Raw genomic sequence first — 15,946 nt, 5'->3', positions numbered from 1 at the left:
TCCGTGGTGCCCTTAGCTGGAACCTGGAAACCCTGGGCGCCACATCATGAGCGAAGCCCCCTCGACTGCATGCGACTGGATCGACGAACACCACAACGGGGTGCGCTACGGACTCCAGGGCAAGGTGATCGTTGACGAACAGAGCACCATCCAACGCATCACTGTGATCCATAGCAATCGCTATGGAAACGGGCTCTTACTCGATGGCTGTTGGATGACAGCCGAACATCAAGAACGGCACTATCACGAGCCTCTGGTCCATCCCGCCCTCTGTGCGGCCAACGCCATCGATCGGATCCTGGTGATTGGCGGCGGCGATGGCGGAACGGCTCGTGAATGCCTGCGTCACAAGGAGGTGAAGCACGTCGATCTTGTTGAAATTGATGGTCGGGTCGTGGAGCTCAGCCAGAAATACCTGGGGGCCATCGGAGGGGGATGCTGGAGCGACACGCGCTTTCAGCTCACCGTGGGAGACGGAATCGCCTGGGTAAGTCAGGCTTCAGACGCCAGCTACGACGTGGTTCTGGTGGATGGTTCAGATCCTGCGGGGCCGGCCGAGGGGTTGTTCAACCGCAGCTTCTTCCAGCACTGCCGCCGCATTCTCAAGCCCGGTGGAGTGTTCGCGACCCAGAGCGAATCACCGGAGGCGTTCCGCGACGTTCACATCGAAACCGTACGGATGCTGCGTGAGGTCTTCGGTTACGCAGACCCTCTCTATGGCTGGGTTCCCATGTATCCCAGCGGCTGGTGGAGCTGGACCTTCGCAGCCAGCGACGGTCCCCGCTACCGCAACCCCGACCCCATACGCGCCGCAGCGATCTGCGATGGCTGTGACATCTGGAGTCCACGCTGGCAAGAAGGCGCTTTTGACGCCATCCCTGCCGGCATCGAGAGGGAGCTCTCCGCATGAAGACAAACGGATTGGACACCTTTGCAGCTGAGGAGTTATTTGACCAAGACGGAGGGATCTTCATGGGCGCTCGCCGCGATCCATCCGGCTGTCAGGTCGGTGTATTCGGCGTGCCCTATGACGGAACCACATCGTTCCGCCCTGGGACCCGGTTCGGCCCTGCAGCAATTCGCGAGGTCAGCCCCGGTCTGGAGACGTACTGCCCGCAGCTCGATCGAGACCTTGACACCCTGGACTACGCCGATCTCGGCACACTCAACATCGCCTTCGGAGCACCCGAGCCTGTGGTGGAGGCCGTTAAACGGGCAACGTCAGAAATTCTTGCCCTGGGCCTCAAACCGCTGATGCTCGGTGGAGAGCATTCCATTAGCTCTGGCGCCGTAGCCGCTGTGGCCAAAGACCATCCTGATCTGGTGCTGGTGCAACTCGATGCCCATGCAGACCTGAGGCAGTCCTGGCTCGGCGCAAGCCACAGCCACGCCTGCGCCATGCGCCGCTGCTTGGACGTGCTGCCGAGCGGCGATCTTCTTCAGATCGCCATCCGCAGCGGAACGGCCGAGGAATTCTCAGAACTGCATCGCAGTGGCCGCTTGATTCCACTGCGTCAGATGAGCCAAAAGCTCAGCGATCTGCGCGGACGACCGATCTACCTCACCGTGGATCTCGACTGGTTCGACCCTGCGGTGATGCCAGGCACCGGAACACCTGAACCCGGGGGATTCACCTGGGCTGATTTCGCTGTTCTGATCAATGAGTTGCAACATCACCACCTGGTGGGCGCGGATGTTGTTGAACTGGCCCCTCAACTGGATCCCAGCGGCATCAGCAGTGTGCTCGCTGCCAAGGTCACCCGAAGCCTGCTGCTGCTGATGGCTCAATAAAAGTGAGCCGCATCCATGCGCTGCTCCCTCAGCCTGGCGTGCTGACGGCCCAACAGGGTGATTACCAGGGTCGGGTGTTGATGGATCAGCTCCATAAAGCTGTTGCGATCCAACGAGAAAGCGTGAATCGGCGTGATGGCCGTCGCGGTTCGGCTGTGTCTCTGAGCCTCACCGATGAGATCTTCAAAGAAAAACATCTCACCATCTCCGTAACGCAGTCGATCGCGCCCCCCACTCGATAACTCAACAAGACCGCGTTCAATCGCGTAAATCGACCTGGCAGGGGTACCACGAGTGAACAGGAGGCTACCGGTAGGCAGGATCAACTGAACGTGATTGCGATGCTCGGCAATCAGCTGCACAGCAGTCGGCATTGTCGTTGTCGCTGGCAACAGACTCAATGGAAGATCATTAGCCATCTTCCAGTGAAGAGGCGAAAGAGAATGTTGCCAGTAAGACAATTATTCTTTCCTTAAAGCAAACCAGAAGAATTCACCGAAAACAGCTCCCCCTCGATGGAAGCACCAAGGTCAAGTTGGCGATCGCCCCTGGGGAGGTGAGCTTTTCCAGGCCCCAGCTCAGGCAGAGATGGCCGTTGAGCCGTCCAGTGATGGCACCAAACCAGACGGGCCAGCTCGGCATGAACGGGCAGATGACGCAAGCGGCACCAACCGCCTTGATGGGTCGAAGGCGCAGCGCAATGTGCACAAGACTGGCAGGTTGATGACGGCAGAATCACACCCACCAGAAGGAGAACTAAAGATAAGGACGCTTATGAAAGCGGTCCAGCGAAAGAGGACAATCTGCGGCTTTACTTCCACTTCCTACGCAATTCCGAAGACGTCCATAGGATTCAACTGAACCTTCGTGCATACGTTCAACAGGCATGGATCTGCACCGCACCCCGCTCCATGACCTCTGCGTAACTAACGGTGGCCGGATGGTGCCGTTTGCCGGCTGGGACATGCCTGTTCAGTTCTCGGGTCTGATCAACGAGCACACAGCGGTGCGGAAGAAGATGGGGCTGTTCGACATCTCTCATATGGGAGTGCTGCGCATCCACGGCATCAACCCCAAGGACGCCCTGCAAACCCTGGTACCGACCGACCTGCATCGCATTGGCCCTGGGCAGGCCTGCTATTCCGTGCTTCTCAACGAATCCGGAGGGATCCGCGACGACCTGATCATCTACGACCTGGGCGAATCGACCGCAGACCATGGGAAAGCAAGTTTGATCGTGGTGATCAACGCCGCCTGTGCTGCAGCCGATACCGCCTGGATTACAGAACAGCTCACGCCCTGGGGACTGCAGATCACCGATGAAAAGGCTGATGGTGTCTTGCTCGCCCTCCAAGGACCTGAAGCCTTGGAATGGATGCAGCACCTCAGCGGCGTCGACCTGAAGAAGTTGCCCCGCTTCGCGCACCGCACGTTTGAAGTCCCGGGTCTGTCTCGTCCTGTTTTCTGTGCCCGAACCGGATACACCGGGGAAGACGGCGTGGAGCTGCTGCTCGGACGTGATGACGGGCGGAGCCTCTGGAACCGTCTGGTTGCGGAAGGAGTGACCCCCTGCGGCCTCGGTGCACGGGACACTCTTCGCCTGGAGGCCGCCATGCATCTCTACGGCCAAGATATGGACGCTGGCACCACGCCATTCGAGGCGGGCCTGGGGTGGCTCGTGCACCTGGAGATGCCCGCGACCTTCACCGGCCGTTCTGCCCTCGAGCGGGCTGTTGAAACCGGACCATCCCGTCGACTGGTGGGCCTGAAGCTGAAGGGACGCGCCATTGCTCGCCACGGTTACCCGGTGATCCACAACGGTGAACAGGCCGGTTCGATCACCAGCGGCAGCTGGTCACCCACACTCCAGGAAGCGATTGCCCTCGCCTACGTTCCAAACAACCTGGCCAAGGTGGGGCAGGAACTTGGCGTGGAAATCCGCGGCCAGATTCAAACCGCCACGGTCGTCAAACGTCCGTTTTACCGCCATCCCTAAGAGATCCGGGCTGTGGGAAAATCTCCTGTCACGAGTTGAGAGATCCCATGCGCAGCAACGGTTGCGGCGACCTGCGCAAACAGCACATCGACGACACCGTGCAGCTCTGCGGATGGGTAGATCGCCGACGCGATCACGGTGGTGTGATTTTCATAGACCTGCGTGATCGCACCGGCACCGTGCAGATCACGGTGGATCCCGACCTGGGAGCTGAAGCCTTTGCTGTCGCAGAACACCTGCGCAGCGAAACCGTGCTTCAGATCAGCGGCAAGGTCCGGGCTCGCCCTGCTGAATCGCTCAACGAGAAATTGGCCACCGGCGCGGTGGAGGTGCTGGCCAGCGGCATCAGCGTGCTCAACAGCGTGAAAGGCAATCTGCCCTTCCCCGTTTCGGTGCACGACGAGGAGAACACCCGCGAAGAACTGCGGCTGCGCCACCGCTATTTGGATCTGCGCCGTAAGCGGATGAATGACAACCTGCGCCTGCGGGCTCAGACGATCCAAGCCGCTCGCCGTTTCCTGGAGAACGAAGGCTTCATCGAAGTCGAAACCCCGGTTCTCACCCGTTCGACCCCCGAGGGTGCCCGCGACTACGTTCTGCCCAGCCGTGTCTGTGGTGGTGAGTGGTTCGCCCTGCCCCAGTCGCCACAGCTGTTCAAGCAACTGCTGATGGTGGGCGGCATCGAGCGCTACTACCAGGTGGCCCGCTGTTTCCGCGACGAAGACCTGCGTGCTGATCGTCAGCCGGAATTTACCCAGCTGGACATCGAGATGAGCTTCATGGATCAAGAGCAGATCCTGCAGCTGAATGAATCTCTGATCTGTTCGATCTGGAAAGCAGTGAAGGGCGTCGAGCTGCCCCGCCCCTTCCCGCGCATGACCTGGCATGACGCCATGGAGCGCTACGGCACTGACCGCCCAGACACCCGCTACGGCATGGAGCTCACCAACGTGTCCGACATCGTCAAGGACATGGGCTTCAAGGTGTTCAGCGGCGCCGTGAAATCCGGCGGTTCGGTGAAGTGCATTGCTGTTCCCGGTGGCAACGACGCCCTCTCCAACGTGCGGATCAAGCCCGGCGGCGATGTGTTCAGCGAAGCCCAGGCGGCCGGAGCCGGTGGCCTGGCCTTCATCCGCGTGCGCGACGGCGGTGAGATCGACACCATCGGCGCCATCAAGGACAATCTCAGCGACGAGCAGAAGCAGGAGCTGCTCAGCCGCACCGGGGCGGAACCCGGCACCCTTCTGCTGTTCGGCGCCGGCGACACCGCCACGGTGAACAAGGCCCTCGACCGGGTGCGCCAGTACCTGGCCAAGGAGCTGGGCATGGTGAAACCCGACCGGGACAACGACCAGTGGAACTTCCTCTGGGTGGTGGATTTCCCGATGTTCGAATTCAACAGCGAAGAGAACCGCTACGAAGCACTGCACCATCCCTTCTGTGCACCGAACCAAGAGGATCTCGGCAGCAACGAGACGGAATGGGAGACAACCCTTCCCACCGCCCGGGCCCAGGCTTATGACCTGGTCCTCAACGGCCTGGAGCTGGGCGGTGGCTCCCTGCGCATCCACGACTCATCCTTGCAACGCCAGGTTTTGCAAACTGTTGGCCTGCCGTTGGAAGAAGCTCAGAAGCAGTTCGGCTTCCTGATGGATGCTCTCGATGTGGGCGCCCCGCCCCATGGTGGCCTGGCCTTCGGCATCGATCGCATGGTGATGCTGCTGGCTGGGGAAGAATCAATCCGCGACACCATCGCCTTCCCCAAGACCCAGCAGGCCCGCTGCCTGATGACCAATGCCCCTGGGGGCGTGGCCGACAAACAGCTGGAGGAACTGCATGTGGCCAGCACCTGGGTGGATCCAGCCGAAGGGGACTCTGACTAGAACCCGAACAGAAACCGGCGGTTCGGAGCACTTGTCAGCAAAACAGCTGAACCTGACTTCATACCGAAAGTGCCGGTTCATTGTCTGAGAAGGCTCGAACGACGGGGAAGGCCCGGATCCGCTGGAGCGGCGGCAACGACTTGTTGCGCCTCTACCTCCAGGACATCGGCCGCGTTGACCTCCTGACCAGCGAAGAGGAAGTGACGCTCTCCCGCCAGGTGCAGCAGCGGGAGCGACTGCTTGTGCAGGAGCGTGACCTCAGCACGCGCATCGCAGCCATCCGGGTGCTGCTGGATCTCGAGGAATTGCAGCAGCGTGAGGCCAATCACATCAGCCACTGGCCAACACGCCAGGAATGGGCCCGGGCTGCGGAGCTACCCCTCAGTGAGCTCAACCGACTCCTGAACGAGGGCTACACCCTCTGGGCTAAAGAAAGTGGCCTGGACACCAAGGAACTGCAACAACGACTGCGCGAGGGTCGCCGGGCCCGGGACCGGATGATCCAAGCCAATCTGCGCCTTGTGGTGGCCGTTGCCAAGAAATACCAGCAGCGTGGGATGGAGCTCCTGGATCTCGTCCAGGAGGGCACCCTTGGACTGGAAAGGGCCGTGGAGAAGTTTGATCCCACCCGCGGTTTCCGCTTCAGCACTTACGCCTATTGGTGGATTCGCCAAGGCATCACCCGGGCGATCGCCACCCAGAGCCGCACGATCAGGCTGCCGGTGCACATCACCGAAAAACTGAACCGGATCAAACGCGTGCAGCAGGAGATCGCCAGCGAGAGAGGGCGTCTGGCATCCGTGAGCGACCTGGCGAAAGAGCTGGGGGTCAGCGAGGAGACCGTGCGTCAGACCCTCGCCAGGGTGCCGCGGTCGGTGTCATTGGAGACCCGCGTGGGAAAAGACCAGGACACCCAGCTCGGAGACTTGCTGGAGGATGGTCATGCGACGCCAGAGCAGACCCTCACGCGGGACTCACTCCACGATGATCTCGAACATCTGCTGGAAGAACTAAGCCCTCGGGAAGCCGAAGTGATCCGCAGTCGCTTTGGACTCGAAGACGACACACCGCGGACCCTTGCCGAGATCGGCGAGGCCATGGCCCTGTCCCGGGAGCGAGTGCGCCAGATCGAAACACGCGCCCTACTCAAACTGAGGCAACCCCAGCGCCGCTCCAAGGTGCGCGATTACATCCAGGGACTGGATTCCTGAGCTAGAACCGCCACATCACCGGTAACACCATGGCCAGCACGCCCTCCATCGACATCGGTATTCCCGAAGCCCAACGGAATGAGATCGCTGAAGGCCTCAGCCGTTTGCTCGCGGACACCTACGTGTTGTACGGCAAAACCCACGGTTTCCACTGGAACGTGACAGGTCCCATGTTCAACACCCTGCACCTGATGTTCATGGAGCAGTACACCGAACTCTGGAATGCTCTTGATGTGATCGCCGAGCGGATCCGGGCGCTGGGCGTGGTTGCACCCCATGGCGGATCCACCCTGGCTGGCTTGGCATCGATCAAGGAAGCCGATCAGAAACCGGCAGCGCTCGACATGGTGCGAGAGCTGGTAGCTGGCCACGAAGCGGTGGCCCGCACGGCCCGCAGCGTGTTCCCAGTGGCTGAGGCTGCCAGTGATGAACCCACGGCCGACCTGCTCACCCAGCGCCTTCAGATTCACGAGAAAACAGCCTGGATGTTGCGCAGCCTGCTGGAGGGATGAATCGAAGGGGTCCTCACCCCTTGGGGTGCTCGGTACATTGAAGAATCGCCCGAGGGGTCATGGCCAAGTTCGTCTTCGTCACCGGTGGAGTGGTCTCCAGCATCGGCAAAGGCATCGTGGCCGCCAGCCTTGGGCGGTTGCTGAAGTCACGCGGGTACAGCGTGTCGATCCTGAAACTGGATCCTTACCTGAATGTTGATCCAGGCACCATGAGCCCGTATCAGCACGGTGAGGTATTCGTCACCGAGGACGGTGCCGAGACCGATCTTGACCTCGGCCATTACGAACGCTTCACCGACACGGCAATGTCTCGCCTCAACAGCGTGACCACGGGCTCGATCTATCAATCGGTGATCAACAAAGAACGCCGGGGCGACTACAACGGCGGCACTGTTCAAGTGATCCCACACATCACAGGTGAGATCCGCGATCGCATTCACCGCGTGGCCGCCAACAGCAATGCGGATGTGGTGATCACAGAAATCGGCGGCACAGTCGGCGACATCGAATCCCTGCCGTTCCTCGAGGCCATCCGCGAATTCAGGGGCGATGTGGGTCGCCATGATCTGGCCTACATCCACGTGACATTGCTGCCTTACATCGGCACCTCCGGCGAACTGAAAACCAAACCCACCCAGCACTCCGTGAAGGAGCTGCGCTCGATCGGTATCCAGCCGGACGTGCTGGTGTGCCGAAGCGACCGAGAGATTAACGCTGAACTCAAACGCAAGATTGGCGGATTCTGTGGCGTGCACGAACGGGCCGTGATCCCCTCACTCGATGCCGACAGCATCTATGCCGTGCCCCAGACCCTCGAAGAACAGGGGCTGTGCCGAGAAGTACTGGATGTTCTCAATCTCACCGACCATGAGAGCGATATGAGCGCATGGCAGCAGTTGGTGCACAAGATGCGCAACCCCGGTCCGGCCGTAAAGGTGGCGCTGGTTGGCAAGTACGTGCAGCTCAATGACGCCTATCTCTCGGTGGTCGAGGCCCTGCGTCATGCCTGCCTGGCCCAAGATGCCTCCCTCGATCTGCACTGGGTCTGCGCAGAAGAGATCGAAAACCGTGGCGCTAATGCACTACTGCATGGGATGGATGCCGTGGTAGTGCCAGGTGGCTTCGGCAACCGTGGCGTAGATGGCAAGGTGGCGGCCATCCGCTGGGCCAGGGAACAACGCATTCCGTTCCTGGGGTTGTGCCTGGGCATGCAGTGCGCGGTGATCGAATGGGCCCGCAACCTGGCTGGTTTGCCAGATGCCACCAGCGCCGAACTGGAGCCCGGCACCAGTCATCCGGTGATTCATCTCCTGCCTGAACAACAGGACGTGGTGGATCTGGGCGGCACCATGCGCCTTGGGGTGTACCCCTGCCGGATCGCCGAGGGCTCCATGGCCGATCGGCTCTATGGCGATGAAGTGGTGTATGAGCGGCACCGTCATCGCTACGAGTTCAACAATGCCTACCGCAATCTCTTTCTTGAATCGGGGTATCGGATCAGCGGCAGCTCTCCCGACGGCCGCCTAGTGGAACTGATCGAACTGCCGGAGCATCCGTTCTTCACTGCTTGCCAATACCACCCTGAATTCCTCTCCCGGCCGGGCCAACCCCATCCCCTGTTCCGTGGCTTGATCGAAGCCGCCCAACAACGACTGCCCAACAGTCCCAGCGAAATCAGAACCACAGCGTGAGCCAGGATCCACCGGCCTCCGGCTCTCTCCCTGTGGTGGAGACTTTCCACTCACTCCAGGGAGAAGGTCTCCATGCCGGCCGCAGTGCTTTCTTCATCCGCCTGGCGGGATGCCGTGTTGGCTGCAGCTGGTGCGATACCAAACACTCCTGGCCAGCCGATTCACATCCGTTGCGGCCCATCAACAGACTTGCAACAGAAGCAGCAGCTGCAGCAAGCGATGGTGCGGCTTTTGTGGTGATCACCGGCGGCGAACCGCTGCATCACAACCTCGACGCTCTTGCGCAGGCCCTGCGCTCTCTCCGCAGTATGCCCCTGCATTTGGAAACCAGCGGTGTTGACCCGCTCAGTGGCGATCCCGACTGGATCACCCTTTCGCCAAAACGACACGCGCCTCCCCGGGCAGAGCTGCTGAGGCGCTGCCATGAACTGAAAGTGGTGGTTCATGAACCCGCCGACCTGCTCTTCGCTGACGTGGTGGCAGCACAGGCACCGCAGGCCACCTGGCTGCTGCAACCCGGATGGGAGAGTGCCGAAGGGCAACAGCTGGCGCTCGATGCTGCACGCCGCGATGGCCGCTGGAGACTCAGCCTGCAAAGTCACAAGTGGCTTGGGGTGCGTTGAGCCGATACAACCGGCAGGTCATCAACACCGGATGCCCCCATGCGCCTGGCGCTGCTCATGGCACTGATGCTGGCCATCGGACAGGGGCTCCGCGGGCACGCACAACCGCAACCCCCACAACGGGTCCCGAAGCGCACAGGAGTCTCCAACCTGGCGCTGCTCAGTTCCTCGCGGCCACGGCAGCTACCCACCTCTCACAGGCCGTTCCGCCCAGGGGAGACGCTCCAACTGCGGTATCCACTCGACGAGCGCGCCAAAGAAGTGCAGCCCTATGGCTGGCGCTACTCAGACCAGCGCAAGCGCTGGCGGATGCATGTTGGACATGACCTGATCGCTCCAGCTGCCACACCCGTACTCGCCATGCTCTCCGGCCGGGTGCTCCTAGCCCAGGCCATCAGTGGCTATGGCCTTACGGTTCTGATCGACCACGGCCGTGGCTGGCAGACCGTGTACGCCCATCTGCAAACAGCGGATGCGAGACCAGGGCAGCTGGTGCATGCCGGCGAGCAAATCGGTCGCGTTGGACGCAGCGGATCAGCAAGTACAGATCATCTGCACGTAGAGCTGCGACGCCTTCAAGGCCAGCAGGCTTATGCCCTGGATCTAGCCCCGCTTCTCGATTAGTTACGAAAAGCTTAAACCGATATACTCATTATACTCTAGTCAGACAATTTTAGAAAAGCAAAAGCGATGGATAATTTCAAGACTGAAGTCGAAGCCTCTCTTGCTGTCCTAGGTGCCGACAGCATTGAACTGCTCCGCCGCTGTGATCTTCTGAAATCTTTAGTTCAAAGGCTATTCATAAAAGAAGCCACAAAAAACATCAACCTCCCGAATGAGTTGATCATGAACTGCCTTAAAAATCATTGTCAGCAAGAAGGCTTGCGAGATGAAAAAGAACTTAAAACCTGGCTGGAAGAACACGCTTTAAGCAAAGAAGAGCTTTTAGAACAAGTAAGCCTGCCCTCAAAACTCTCTCAACTTGCCATTGACTGGTTTGACTCCCAGGCAGAAACGCGTTTCCTAGAGCGCAAGGAGTCACTTGACCAAGCGACATACAGCCTATTGCGGGTTCAAGACTCCGGACTAGCACACGAGCTTTATTTACAACTTGAAGCAGGTGAAGCCGATTTCGAGAGTCTGGCAAGGCAGTACAGCGAGGGTCCAGAAAAAAACAATCGCGGCAAAGTGGGGCCTGCCAGTCTGATGCGTGCACATCCAGCGTTGCGCAATGTTCTTCGCACAGCCAAGATAGGAGTTGTTCTGGAGCCGATACCAATCGAGCAATGGTGGATTGTGACTCGCTTGGAAGAACGTCAGGAAGCCAATTTTGACAAGACAATGCGACAGCGCATGGCCACAGAGCTTCTTCAGAATTGGATGAGCATCGAAACAAATTTAATTCTGTCGTCCCTCAATAGTCGGCATAATTCAGAGGTGGCTACGAAACCATGACATCTAATACGACAATTGTTGAAGGCGAAGCCCCACTAAGCCAGAAATTCTTTGAACTTGGCAAGCAACAACGATACGAATTAGGTCAACCTATTTGCGAAAGGCGTTTTATTCCTGGACAAGTTTTACTCATAGAAAGTGGTAACGCTCGATTACTCGGCGAAGAAGAAGGTCGACTTAGCACCCTGAACCGACTTGAAACGGGCAGCTTCATCGGAGTTGTTTCGCTATTGCGTGGTGCCGGTTGTGAAACAGTACGCGCCGCATCAGAAGTTGTCGCAAGGTCTTTAAGCGACGACCAATTACTGGCGTTACTTCATGAGGACAAAGCCATTGCAGACATCTGCAGAAAAAAGCTTTGGGATGCAGAACTTGCTGACCTACTCTGCATTTTATCGAACCGATCTCCAAAACATTGCAATGTAACCAAGAGCTTGCTGAGTGAACTGAAACAGGATGCTCAGCTCCTGATTGCTGACGACATCCCAACCATCCAAAGCGCTTTTAACAATAATCTGAGGTTCTTTGTTGCCAGCCGTCCCGAAAACGAAAGTTTTGGCAAGCTCGGCGATGAAATTACTGACATCGATGCGATTCATGATTGGCCGAAAGATATTCACGGTTTTCCGCTGAGATTGATTGCCCTGCCTGACGAGGCTTTAGAGATTTTCGAAGTCCATGCACCATCCGCAGTGCTGGAACCAGAGGTGATTAGCTCACCAAGCAGTGACGCCACAGATCAAAATCTGATCCCGCAAGCGCCATTGAGCCCTCCGGTGAGTCGATTCAATCAACAGGGTGATCAAAGCCGTGATTTTTTCGTGGCTGGCGAAGGTCCTCTTGAGGAGACTTTGGCATGCTTCCAGATGCTCACGAAGCTCATGAAGCTTCCGTTCCGACGCGATGCAATTGAGCGGGTCCTTCGTGATCAAGTGCGAAGATCTCAAACCCCAACACTGCGTCTTTGCGGGCAAATTGCTGCCAGTCTTGGACTACACGTTGCAGGCGCCAAAGTGGCCGCCTCAATGGGGGTGCGCTTGCAAACACCGACCCTGATCCCATGGGGCCAATCCTTCGCAATCGCCATTCGTAGTGATCAGCGAGGCCTCGTATTGGCCTCACCCAGCCAAGGATTTCTTGAAATCACTCCTGATCAGCTCGAGAGTTCTTTCCCGGAGGGAATTGATCTTCTGCTTCTCGATCGCACGAGCACGACCCCGGAAGAAACGTTTGGCCCTTCGTGGTTCTGGCCAGCCCTGAACCGTTACCGAGGTGTTCTCATCCAGGTGTTGGCAGCCAGCTTCGTTGTCCAGCTGTTCACCTTGGCCAACCCGCTTCTGATTCAGGTGATCATCGACAAGGTGATCAACCAGAGAAGCTTGGACACCCTGCAGGTTTTGGGCTTCGCCCTTGTTGCGGTCACCCTGCTGGAAGGCGTTCTCGGAAGCCTCAAAACTTACCTGTTCGCTGAAACCACGAACCGAATTGACCAACGATTGGGTGCTGAAGTGATCGACCACTTACTGAGGCTTCCTCTCGGCTATTTCGATCGTCGTCCGGTAGGAGAACTGGGCTCACGTGTCAGTGAGCTCGAAAAGATCCGCAATTTCCTCACCGGTCAAGCTCTCACCACGATATTAGATGCAGCCTTTTCGGTGATCTATATCGTCGTGATGGTGATTTACAGCTGGCTTCTCACCCTCATTGCACTCGCAGTACTGCCCATTCAAGTTGCACTCACATTGCTGGGAGCACCTTTGTTTCGAAGACAATATCGAAAATCAGCGGAAGCAAATGCTTCCACACAGAGTCATCTTGTTGAGGTTTTAACCGGAATTCAGACTGTCAAGAGTCAAAACGTCGAGATGATTAGCCGTTGGACTTGGCAGGAACGCTATGGCCAATACATTAACAGAACGTTTGAAAAGACAATTACTGGAACAGCGCTAACCCAAACTTCGCAGGTCTTGCAAAAGATTTCACAGCTTTTGGTTTTGTGGGTTGGAGCCTCACTTGTTCTCTCAGGCGATTTAACCCTGGGTCAACTAATTGCGTTCAGAATTATTTCTGGCTATGTGACCCAGCCTCTGCTAAGGCTTTCATCCATCTGGCAAACGATTCAGGAATTGAGGGTGAGCTTTGAACGTCTTGCTGATGTCATCGACACTCCTCAGGAATCAGATGATCAAGACAAAGCTAAAGTTCCTCTTCCCCCCATTGAAGGAGCTGTCAATTTTGACAATTTGACGTTCGGCTTCTCCCCTGGAACTCCACCGGTTTTGTCGAATGTATCCCTAAAAATCAAACAGGGAACTTTCGTTGGAATTGTTGGACAAAGTGGAAGCGGTAAAAGCACATTAATGAAACTCCTCCCTCGTTTGTACAAACCAAGCGAAGGCCGCATTCTGATTGATGGTTATGACATCGACAAAGTAGAACTTTATTCTCTACGACGCCAGATTGGCATCGTGCCACAAGACCCACTCTTGTTCTCAGGCAGCGTCAGTGAAAACATCGCACTCACGGAACCAGATTCCACGAGTGAACAAATTGTTTTAGCCGCCCAGGTGGCTTGTGCCCACGACTTCATTATGGATCTACCTGCCGGATACAGCACTCCGGTAGGAGAACGAGGTGCCTCACTTAGTGGCGGACAGCGCCAACGTATTGCGATCGCACGAACCCTCCTGGCCAATCCCAAACTCCTGGTTATGGATGAGGCGACAAGCGCTCTCGATTACGAAACAGAGAGAAAAGTCTGCGAAAATCTCATTCAATCTCTACACGACTGTACTGTCTTTTTCATCACTCACCGACTCACCACCGTGCGCCGAGCAGATTTGATTGTGGTCATGCATCAGGGTGCTGTCGTTGAACAGGGAACGCATGATGAATTAATGGATCAACGTGGTCGTTATTACGCCCTCTACCGCCAGCAGGACTCCAACTAAAATGACGATGACTCCTCAAAACCTGCCAGAGCCTGACGATCAGGAGCAATCAAACCGAGGTGGAAAGCTAATCCAACAGGCCCGCTCCGCTCTCGAGACCAGCGTCACAAACGTTTCCAATCAGGAACCAGTATTGCGGCAGAGCCGCTTTTGGATGAAATCAGTCACCTGGACTCTCATTGGCACCACAGTGCTCGGGATCGGTTGGCTTGCCATCGCCAGAACAGAAGAAGTTGTTATCGCAACTGGAAAACTTGAACCCGTAGGCAACGTGAAGGATGTCCGCATCCCTCCCGGTGGCATCGTTGAGGAAATTCTCGTCAAGGGCGGGCAAAGGGTCACAAAGGGACAGGCTTTGATCCGCCTTGATCAGGAAAGTACAGCCGAACAGTTGAAATCACTGACCAAGGGTGTTGAAGAGAAAGCCTCCCAGATCATCCAAAAGGAACAGCAGTTTCAACTCAAATTACTGGAAAGGGAACGAACACTCGATCTAAATCGAGAGGGATTGAGCACCACCCGCGCCAATCTCCAACTTGAAAAACAGATCCTCGACCGCCTCGAAGGTTTGGCAAAGATCGGAGCAACCCCCGACATCCAGTACCTCCAACAGCGCAACCGAGTTGAGGAGATCAAGGGCGAAGTCACGAAGCTTGAATTAGATGGTCGTCGTCAAATCAACCTGATCGACCAACAAATTGAACAACTGAATGCAGAACTGGCAGGACTTCGCAGCGAGCGGGCTCAATTGAATGCAAATCTCACCGATGTGCGGGTCACCAATAAAAATCAGACCCTTCGCTCACCGGCCGATGGCATTGTGTTTGATCTAAAACTCAATAATCCAGGCTATGTCTCCATGGCGATGTCTTCAGAGGTGGCAATGAAAATCGTGCCCTTCAACACCCTGGAAGCCGATGTTGAGATCCCCAGTAGCAAGATAGGTTTTGTACGTCCTGGTCAATCTGCAGATATCAGCATCGATTCTTTCCCCGCCACAGATTTCGGTGTGCTTTCTGGAACCGTAAAATCTGTAGGTTCTGACGCCCTTGCGCCTGACCCTCAACAAATGCGCCAGGAATATACCTACCCGGCATCGATCAAGCTTGACAGTCAGCAACTCAAACTCAATGACGGCAAAGAATTACCCCTTCAAGTAGGCATGTCTTTAACCGCCAATATCAAATTGCGCAGCGTTAGCTACCTCCAGCTCTTGTTACAAACTTTCCAAAATAAAACTGATTCGCTCCGTCAAATTTGACAACGCCAGTCATCACTTAAAGGCTGATCGCTGTTTTTTGCAACGTCTCCGCTTTCCAAAGTCGCCAACGCAACTCTGCACCCTTCGGTAGATCCACCACAATCGGCCAAGATGGGTTGTAGGGCACAAAGTAGGGCTGACGGCCGAGGGAAAGGAACGAGCGTTTCACCGGCTGTTCAGGAGAGCAGGCCATTTTTGTACTTATCACCCTTAACGGTGCCTTCACTTCGAACAGGGCCTTACCCGAAGCCTGCGGCAGCATGCGCATGGTCATCCCAGGGCCAGACAGCTGCTTTTGGTTGCAGTCCAATGTCACCTCCTGACCCACAATCAATTGAATGCGCCAGTCGAGCGGATGGGAGGACACTGTCGGATCACTGCTCTTCGGCAGCAGCCCGGATGGCTGAATCACCCAGCGCTGCAGACCTGGTGCGGGTTGGGGATAACCGCTCAGGTTCAGGCGAGGAATCGCTGACGCAGGTTCCAGACCGCTGACCAGGAGCAGTGAGGCCCAGATTCCACAGCCGGAAATCGTCTTCAGGGACTGAGTGAACGCCATCGTCGACACCAGC

The 15,946-nt window shown here is 57.0% G+C and carries 15 protein-coding genes; 12 read left to right on the top strand and 3 right to left on the bottom strand.

Annotated features, from left to right (window positions below; all coding sequences use genetic code 11):
- Window positions 1-46: 46 nt before the first annotated feature.
- Complete coding sequence (gene speE / locus ACLM45_RS09850; RefSeq protein WP_006042796.1) at window positions 47-910, top strand: polyamine aminopropyltransferase; 864 nt, start codon at window positions 47-49, stop codon at window positions 908-910.
- Window positions 907-1,791 carry an agmatinase gene (gene speB / locus ACLM45_RS09845; RefSeq protein WP_415409074.1) on the top strand — a complete coding sequence of 295 codons (885 nt, stop codon included), beginning with the start codon at window positions 907-909 and terminating at the stop codon, window positions 1,789-1,791. The genes speE and speB overlap by 4 nt, the downstream gene beginning before the upstream one ends.
- Here speB and ACLM45_RS09840 read toward each other — a convergent pair.
- On the bottom strand, window positions 1,785-2,165 hold the full coding sequence (locus ACLM45_RS09840) for a cyclic nucleotide-binding domain-containing protein (RefSeq protein WP_415409073.1): 381 nt from the start codon (window positions 2,163-2,165) through the stop codon (window positions 1,785-1,787). The two genes, speB and ACLM45_RS09840, sit on opposite strands and share 7 nt — an antisense overlap.
- A 118-nt stretch (window positions 2,166-2,283) precedes the next feature.
- Window positions 2,284-2,433: a hypothetical protein gene (locus ACLM45_RS09835; RefSeq protein WP_415409072.1), complete on the bottom strand. Its 150-nt coding sequence runs from the start codon at window positions 2,431-2,433 to the stop codon at window positions 2,284-2,286.
- A gap of 244 nt (window positions 2,434-2,677) precedes the next feature.
- On the opposite strand from ACLM45_RS09835, the gene gcvT reads away from it, so the two are divergent.
- The 10 genes from gcvT to ACLM45_RS09785 all read left to right on the top strand — a co-directional run bounded on the left by gcvT (window position 2,678) and on the right by ACLM45_RS09785 (window position 15,374).
- Entirely contained in the window at window positions 2,678-3,787 is a 1,110-nt protein-coding gene (gcvT, locus tag ACLM45_RS09830) for a glycine cleavage system aminomethyltransferase GcvT (RefSeq protein ID WP_415409070.1), read from the top strand.
- A gap of 47 nt (window positions 3,788-3,834) precedes the next feature.
- Window positions 3,835-5,670 carry an aspartate--tRNA ligase gene (gene aspS / locus ACLM45_RS09825; RefSeq protein WP_415409069.1) on the top strand — a complete coding sequence of 612 codons (1,836 nt, stop codon included), beginning with the start codon at window positions 3,835-3,837 and terminating at the stop codon, window positions 5,668-5,670.
- A gap of 80 nt (window positions 5,671-5,750) precedes the next feature.
- Window positions 5,751-6,881, top strand: coding sequence for an RNA polymerase sigma factor, RpoD/SigA family (locus tag ACLM45_RS09820; RefSeq protein ID WP_415409067.1), 1,131 nt, complete (start codon window positions 5,751-5,753; stop codon window positions 6,879-6,881).
- 29 nt (window positions 6,882-6,910) lie between these two features.
- Entirely contained in the window at window positions 6,911-7,393 is a 483-nt protein-coding gene (locus ACLM45_RS09815; RefSeq protein WP_006042789.1) for a Dps family protein, read from the top strand.
- 59 nt (window positions 7,394-7,452) lie between these two features.
- Window positions 7,453-9,084 (top strand): CTP synthase, encoded by a 1,632-nt coding sequence (locus ACLM45_RS09810; protein ID WP_006042788.1) that lies wholly within the window; start codon window positions 7,453-7,455, stop codon window positions 9,082-9,084.
- Window positions 9,081-9,707, top strand: coding sequence for a 7-carboxy-7-deazaguanine synthase QueE (locus ACLM45_RS09805; RefSeq protein WP_415409066.1), 627 nt, complete (start codon window positions 9,081-9,083; stop codon window positions 9,705-9,707). Before ACLM45_RS09810 ends, ACLM45_RS09805 begins: the two co-directional genes overlap by 4 nt.
- A 39-nt stretch (window positions 9,708-9,746) precedes the next feature.
- Window positions 9,747-10,331 carry a M23 family metallopeptidase gene (locus tag ACLM45_RS09800; RefSeq protein WP_415409064.1) on the top strand — a complete coding sequence of 195 codons (585 nt, stop codon included), beginning with the start codon at window positions 9,747-9,749 and terminating at the stop codon, window positions 10,329-10,331.
- A 66-nt stretch (window positions 10,332-10,397) separates the two neighbouring features.
- Window positions 10,398-11,162: a peptidylprolyl isomerase gene (locus ACLM45_RS09795; protein WP_415409062.1), complete on the top strand. Its 765-nt coding sequence runs from the start codon at window positions 10,398-10,400 to the stop codon at window positions 11,160-11,162.
- Complete coding sequence (locus ACLM45_RS09790) at window positions 11,159-14,113, top strand: ABC transporter transmembrane domain-containing protein (RefSeq protein ID WP_415409060.1); 2,955 nt, start codon at window positions 11,159-11,161, stop codon at window positions 14,111-14,113. Before ACLM45_RS09795 ends, ACLM45_RS09790 begins: the two co-directional genes overlap by 4 nt.
- A gap of 1 nt (window position 14,114) precedes the next feature.
- Complete coding sequence (locus ACLM45_RS09785; protein ID WP_006042783.1) at window positions 14,115-15,374, top strand: HlyD family secretion protein; 1,260 nt, start codon at window positions 14,115-14,117, stop codon at window positions 15,372-15,374.
- Window positions 15,375-15,390: 16 nt separating this feature from the next.
- On the opposite strand, the gene ACLM45_RS09780 is transcribed toward ACLM45_RS09785, so the two are convergent.
- Window positions 15,391-15,933, bottom strand: coding sequence for an ecotin family protein (locus ACLM45_RS09780; RefSeq protein ID WP_006042782.1), 543 nt, complete (start codon window positions 15,931-15,933; stop codon window positions 15,391-15,393).
- Window positions 15,934-15,946 lie beyond the last annotated feature (13 nt).

The organism is Synechococcus sp. A10-1-5-9 (assembly GCF_047716785.1).
Classification (GTDB): Bacteria; Cyanobacteriota; Cyanobacteriia; order PCC-6307; family Cyanobiaceae; genus Synechococcus_C.
The sequence above is the reverse complement of the archived record's forward strand: the minus strand, read 5'-3'. Positions and strand labels throughout refer to the sequence as shown.

Coding starts and splice junctions, on each gene's coding strand:
- speB (WP_415409074.1), top strand. CDS start 907: ATGAAGACAAACGGATTGGACACCTTTGCAGCTGAGGAGTTATTTGAC.
- ACLM45_RS09815 (WP_006042789.1), top strand. CDS start 6,911: ATGGCCAGCACGCCCTCCATCGACATCGGTATTCCCGAAGCCCAACGG.
- ACLM45_RS09785 (WP_006042783.1), top strand. CDS start 14,115: ATGACGATGACTCCTCAAAACCTGCCAGAGCCTGACGATCAGGAGCAA.
- ACLM45_RS09790 (WP_415409060.1), top strand. CDS start 11,159: ATGACATCTAATACGACAATTGTTGAAGGCGAAGCCCCACTAAGCCAG.
- ACLM45_RS09835 (WP_415409072.1), bottom strand. CDS start 2,433: ATGCCGAGCTGGCCCGTCTGGTTTGGTGCCATCACTGGACGGCTCAAC.
- speE (WP_006042796.1), top strand. CDS start 47: ATGAGCGAAGCCCCCTCGACTGCATGCGACTGGATCGACGAACACCAC.
- ACLM45_RS09780 (WP_006042782.1), bottom strand. CDS start 15,933: ATGGCGTTCACTCAGTCCCTGAAGACGATTTCCGGCTGTGGAATCTGG.
- ACLM45_RS09795 (WP_415409062.1), top strand. CDS start 10,398: ATGGATAATTTCAAGACTGAAGTCGAAGCCTCTCTTGCTGTCCTAGGT.
- ACLM45_RS09840 (WP_415409073.1), bottom strand. CDS start 2,165: ATGCCGACTGCTGTGCAGCTGATTGCCGAGCATCGCAATCACGTTCAG.
- aspS (WP_415409069.1), top strand. CDS start 3,835: ATGCGCAGCAACGGTTGCGGCGACCTGCGCAAACAGCACATCGACGAC.
- ACLM45_RS09810 (WP_006042788.1), top strand. CDS start 7,453: ATGGCCAAGTTCGTCTTCGTCACCGGTGGAGTGGTCTCCAGCATCGGC.
- gcvT (WP_415409070.1), top strand. CDS start 2,678: ATGGATCTGCACCGCACCCCGCTCCATGACCTCTGCGTAACTAACGGT.
- ACLM45_RS09800 (WP_415409064.1), top strand. CDS start 9,747: ATGCGCCTGGCGCTGCTCATGGCACTGATGCTGGCCATCGGACAGGGG.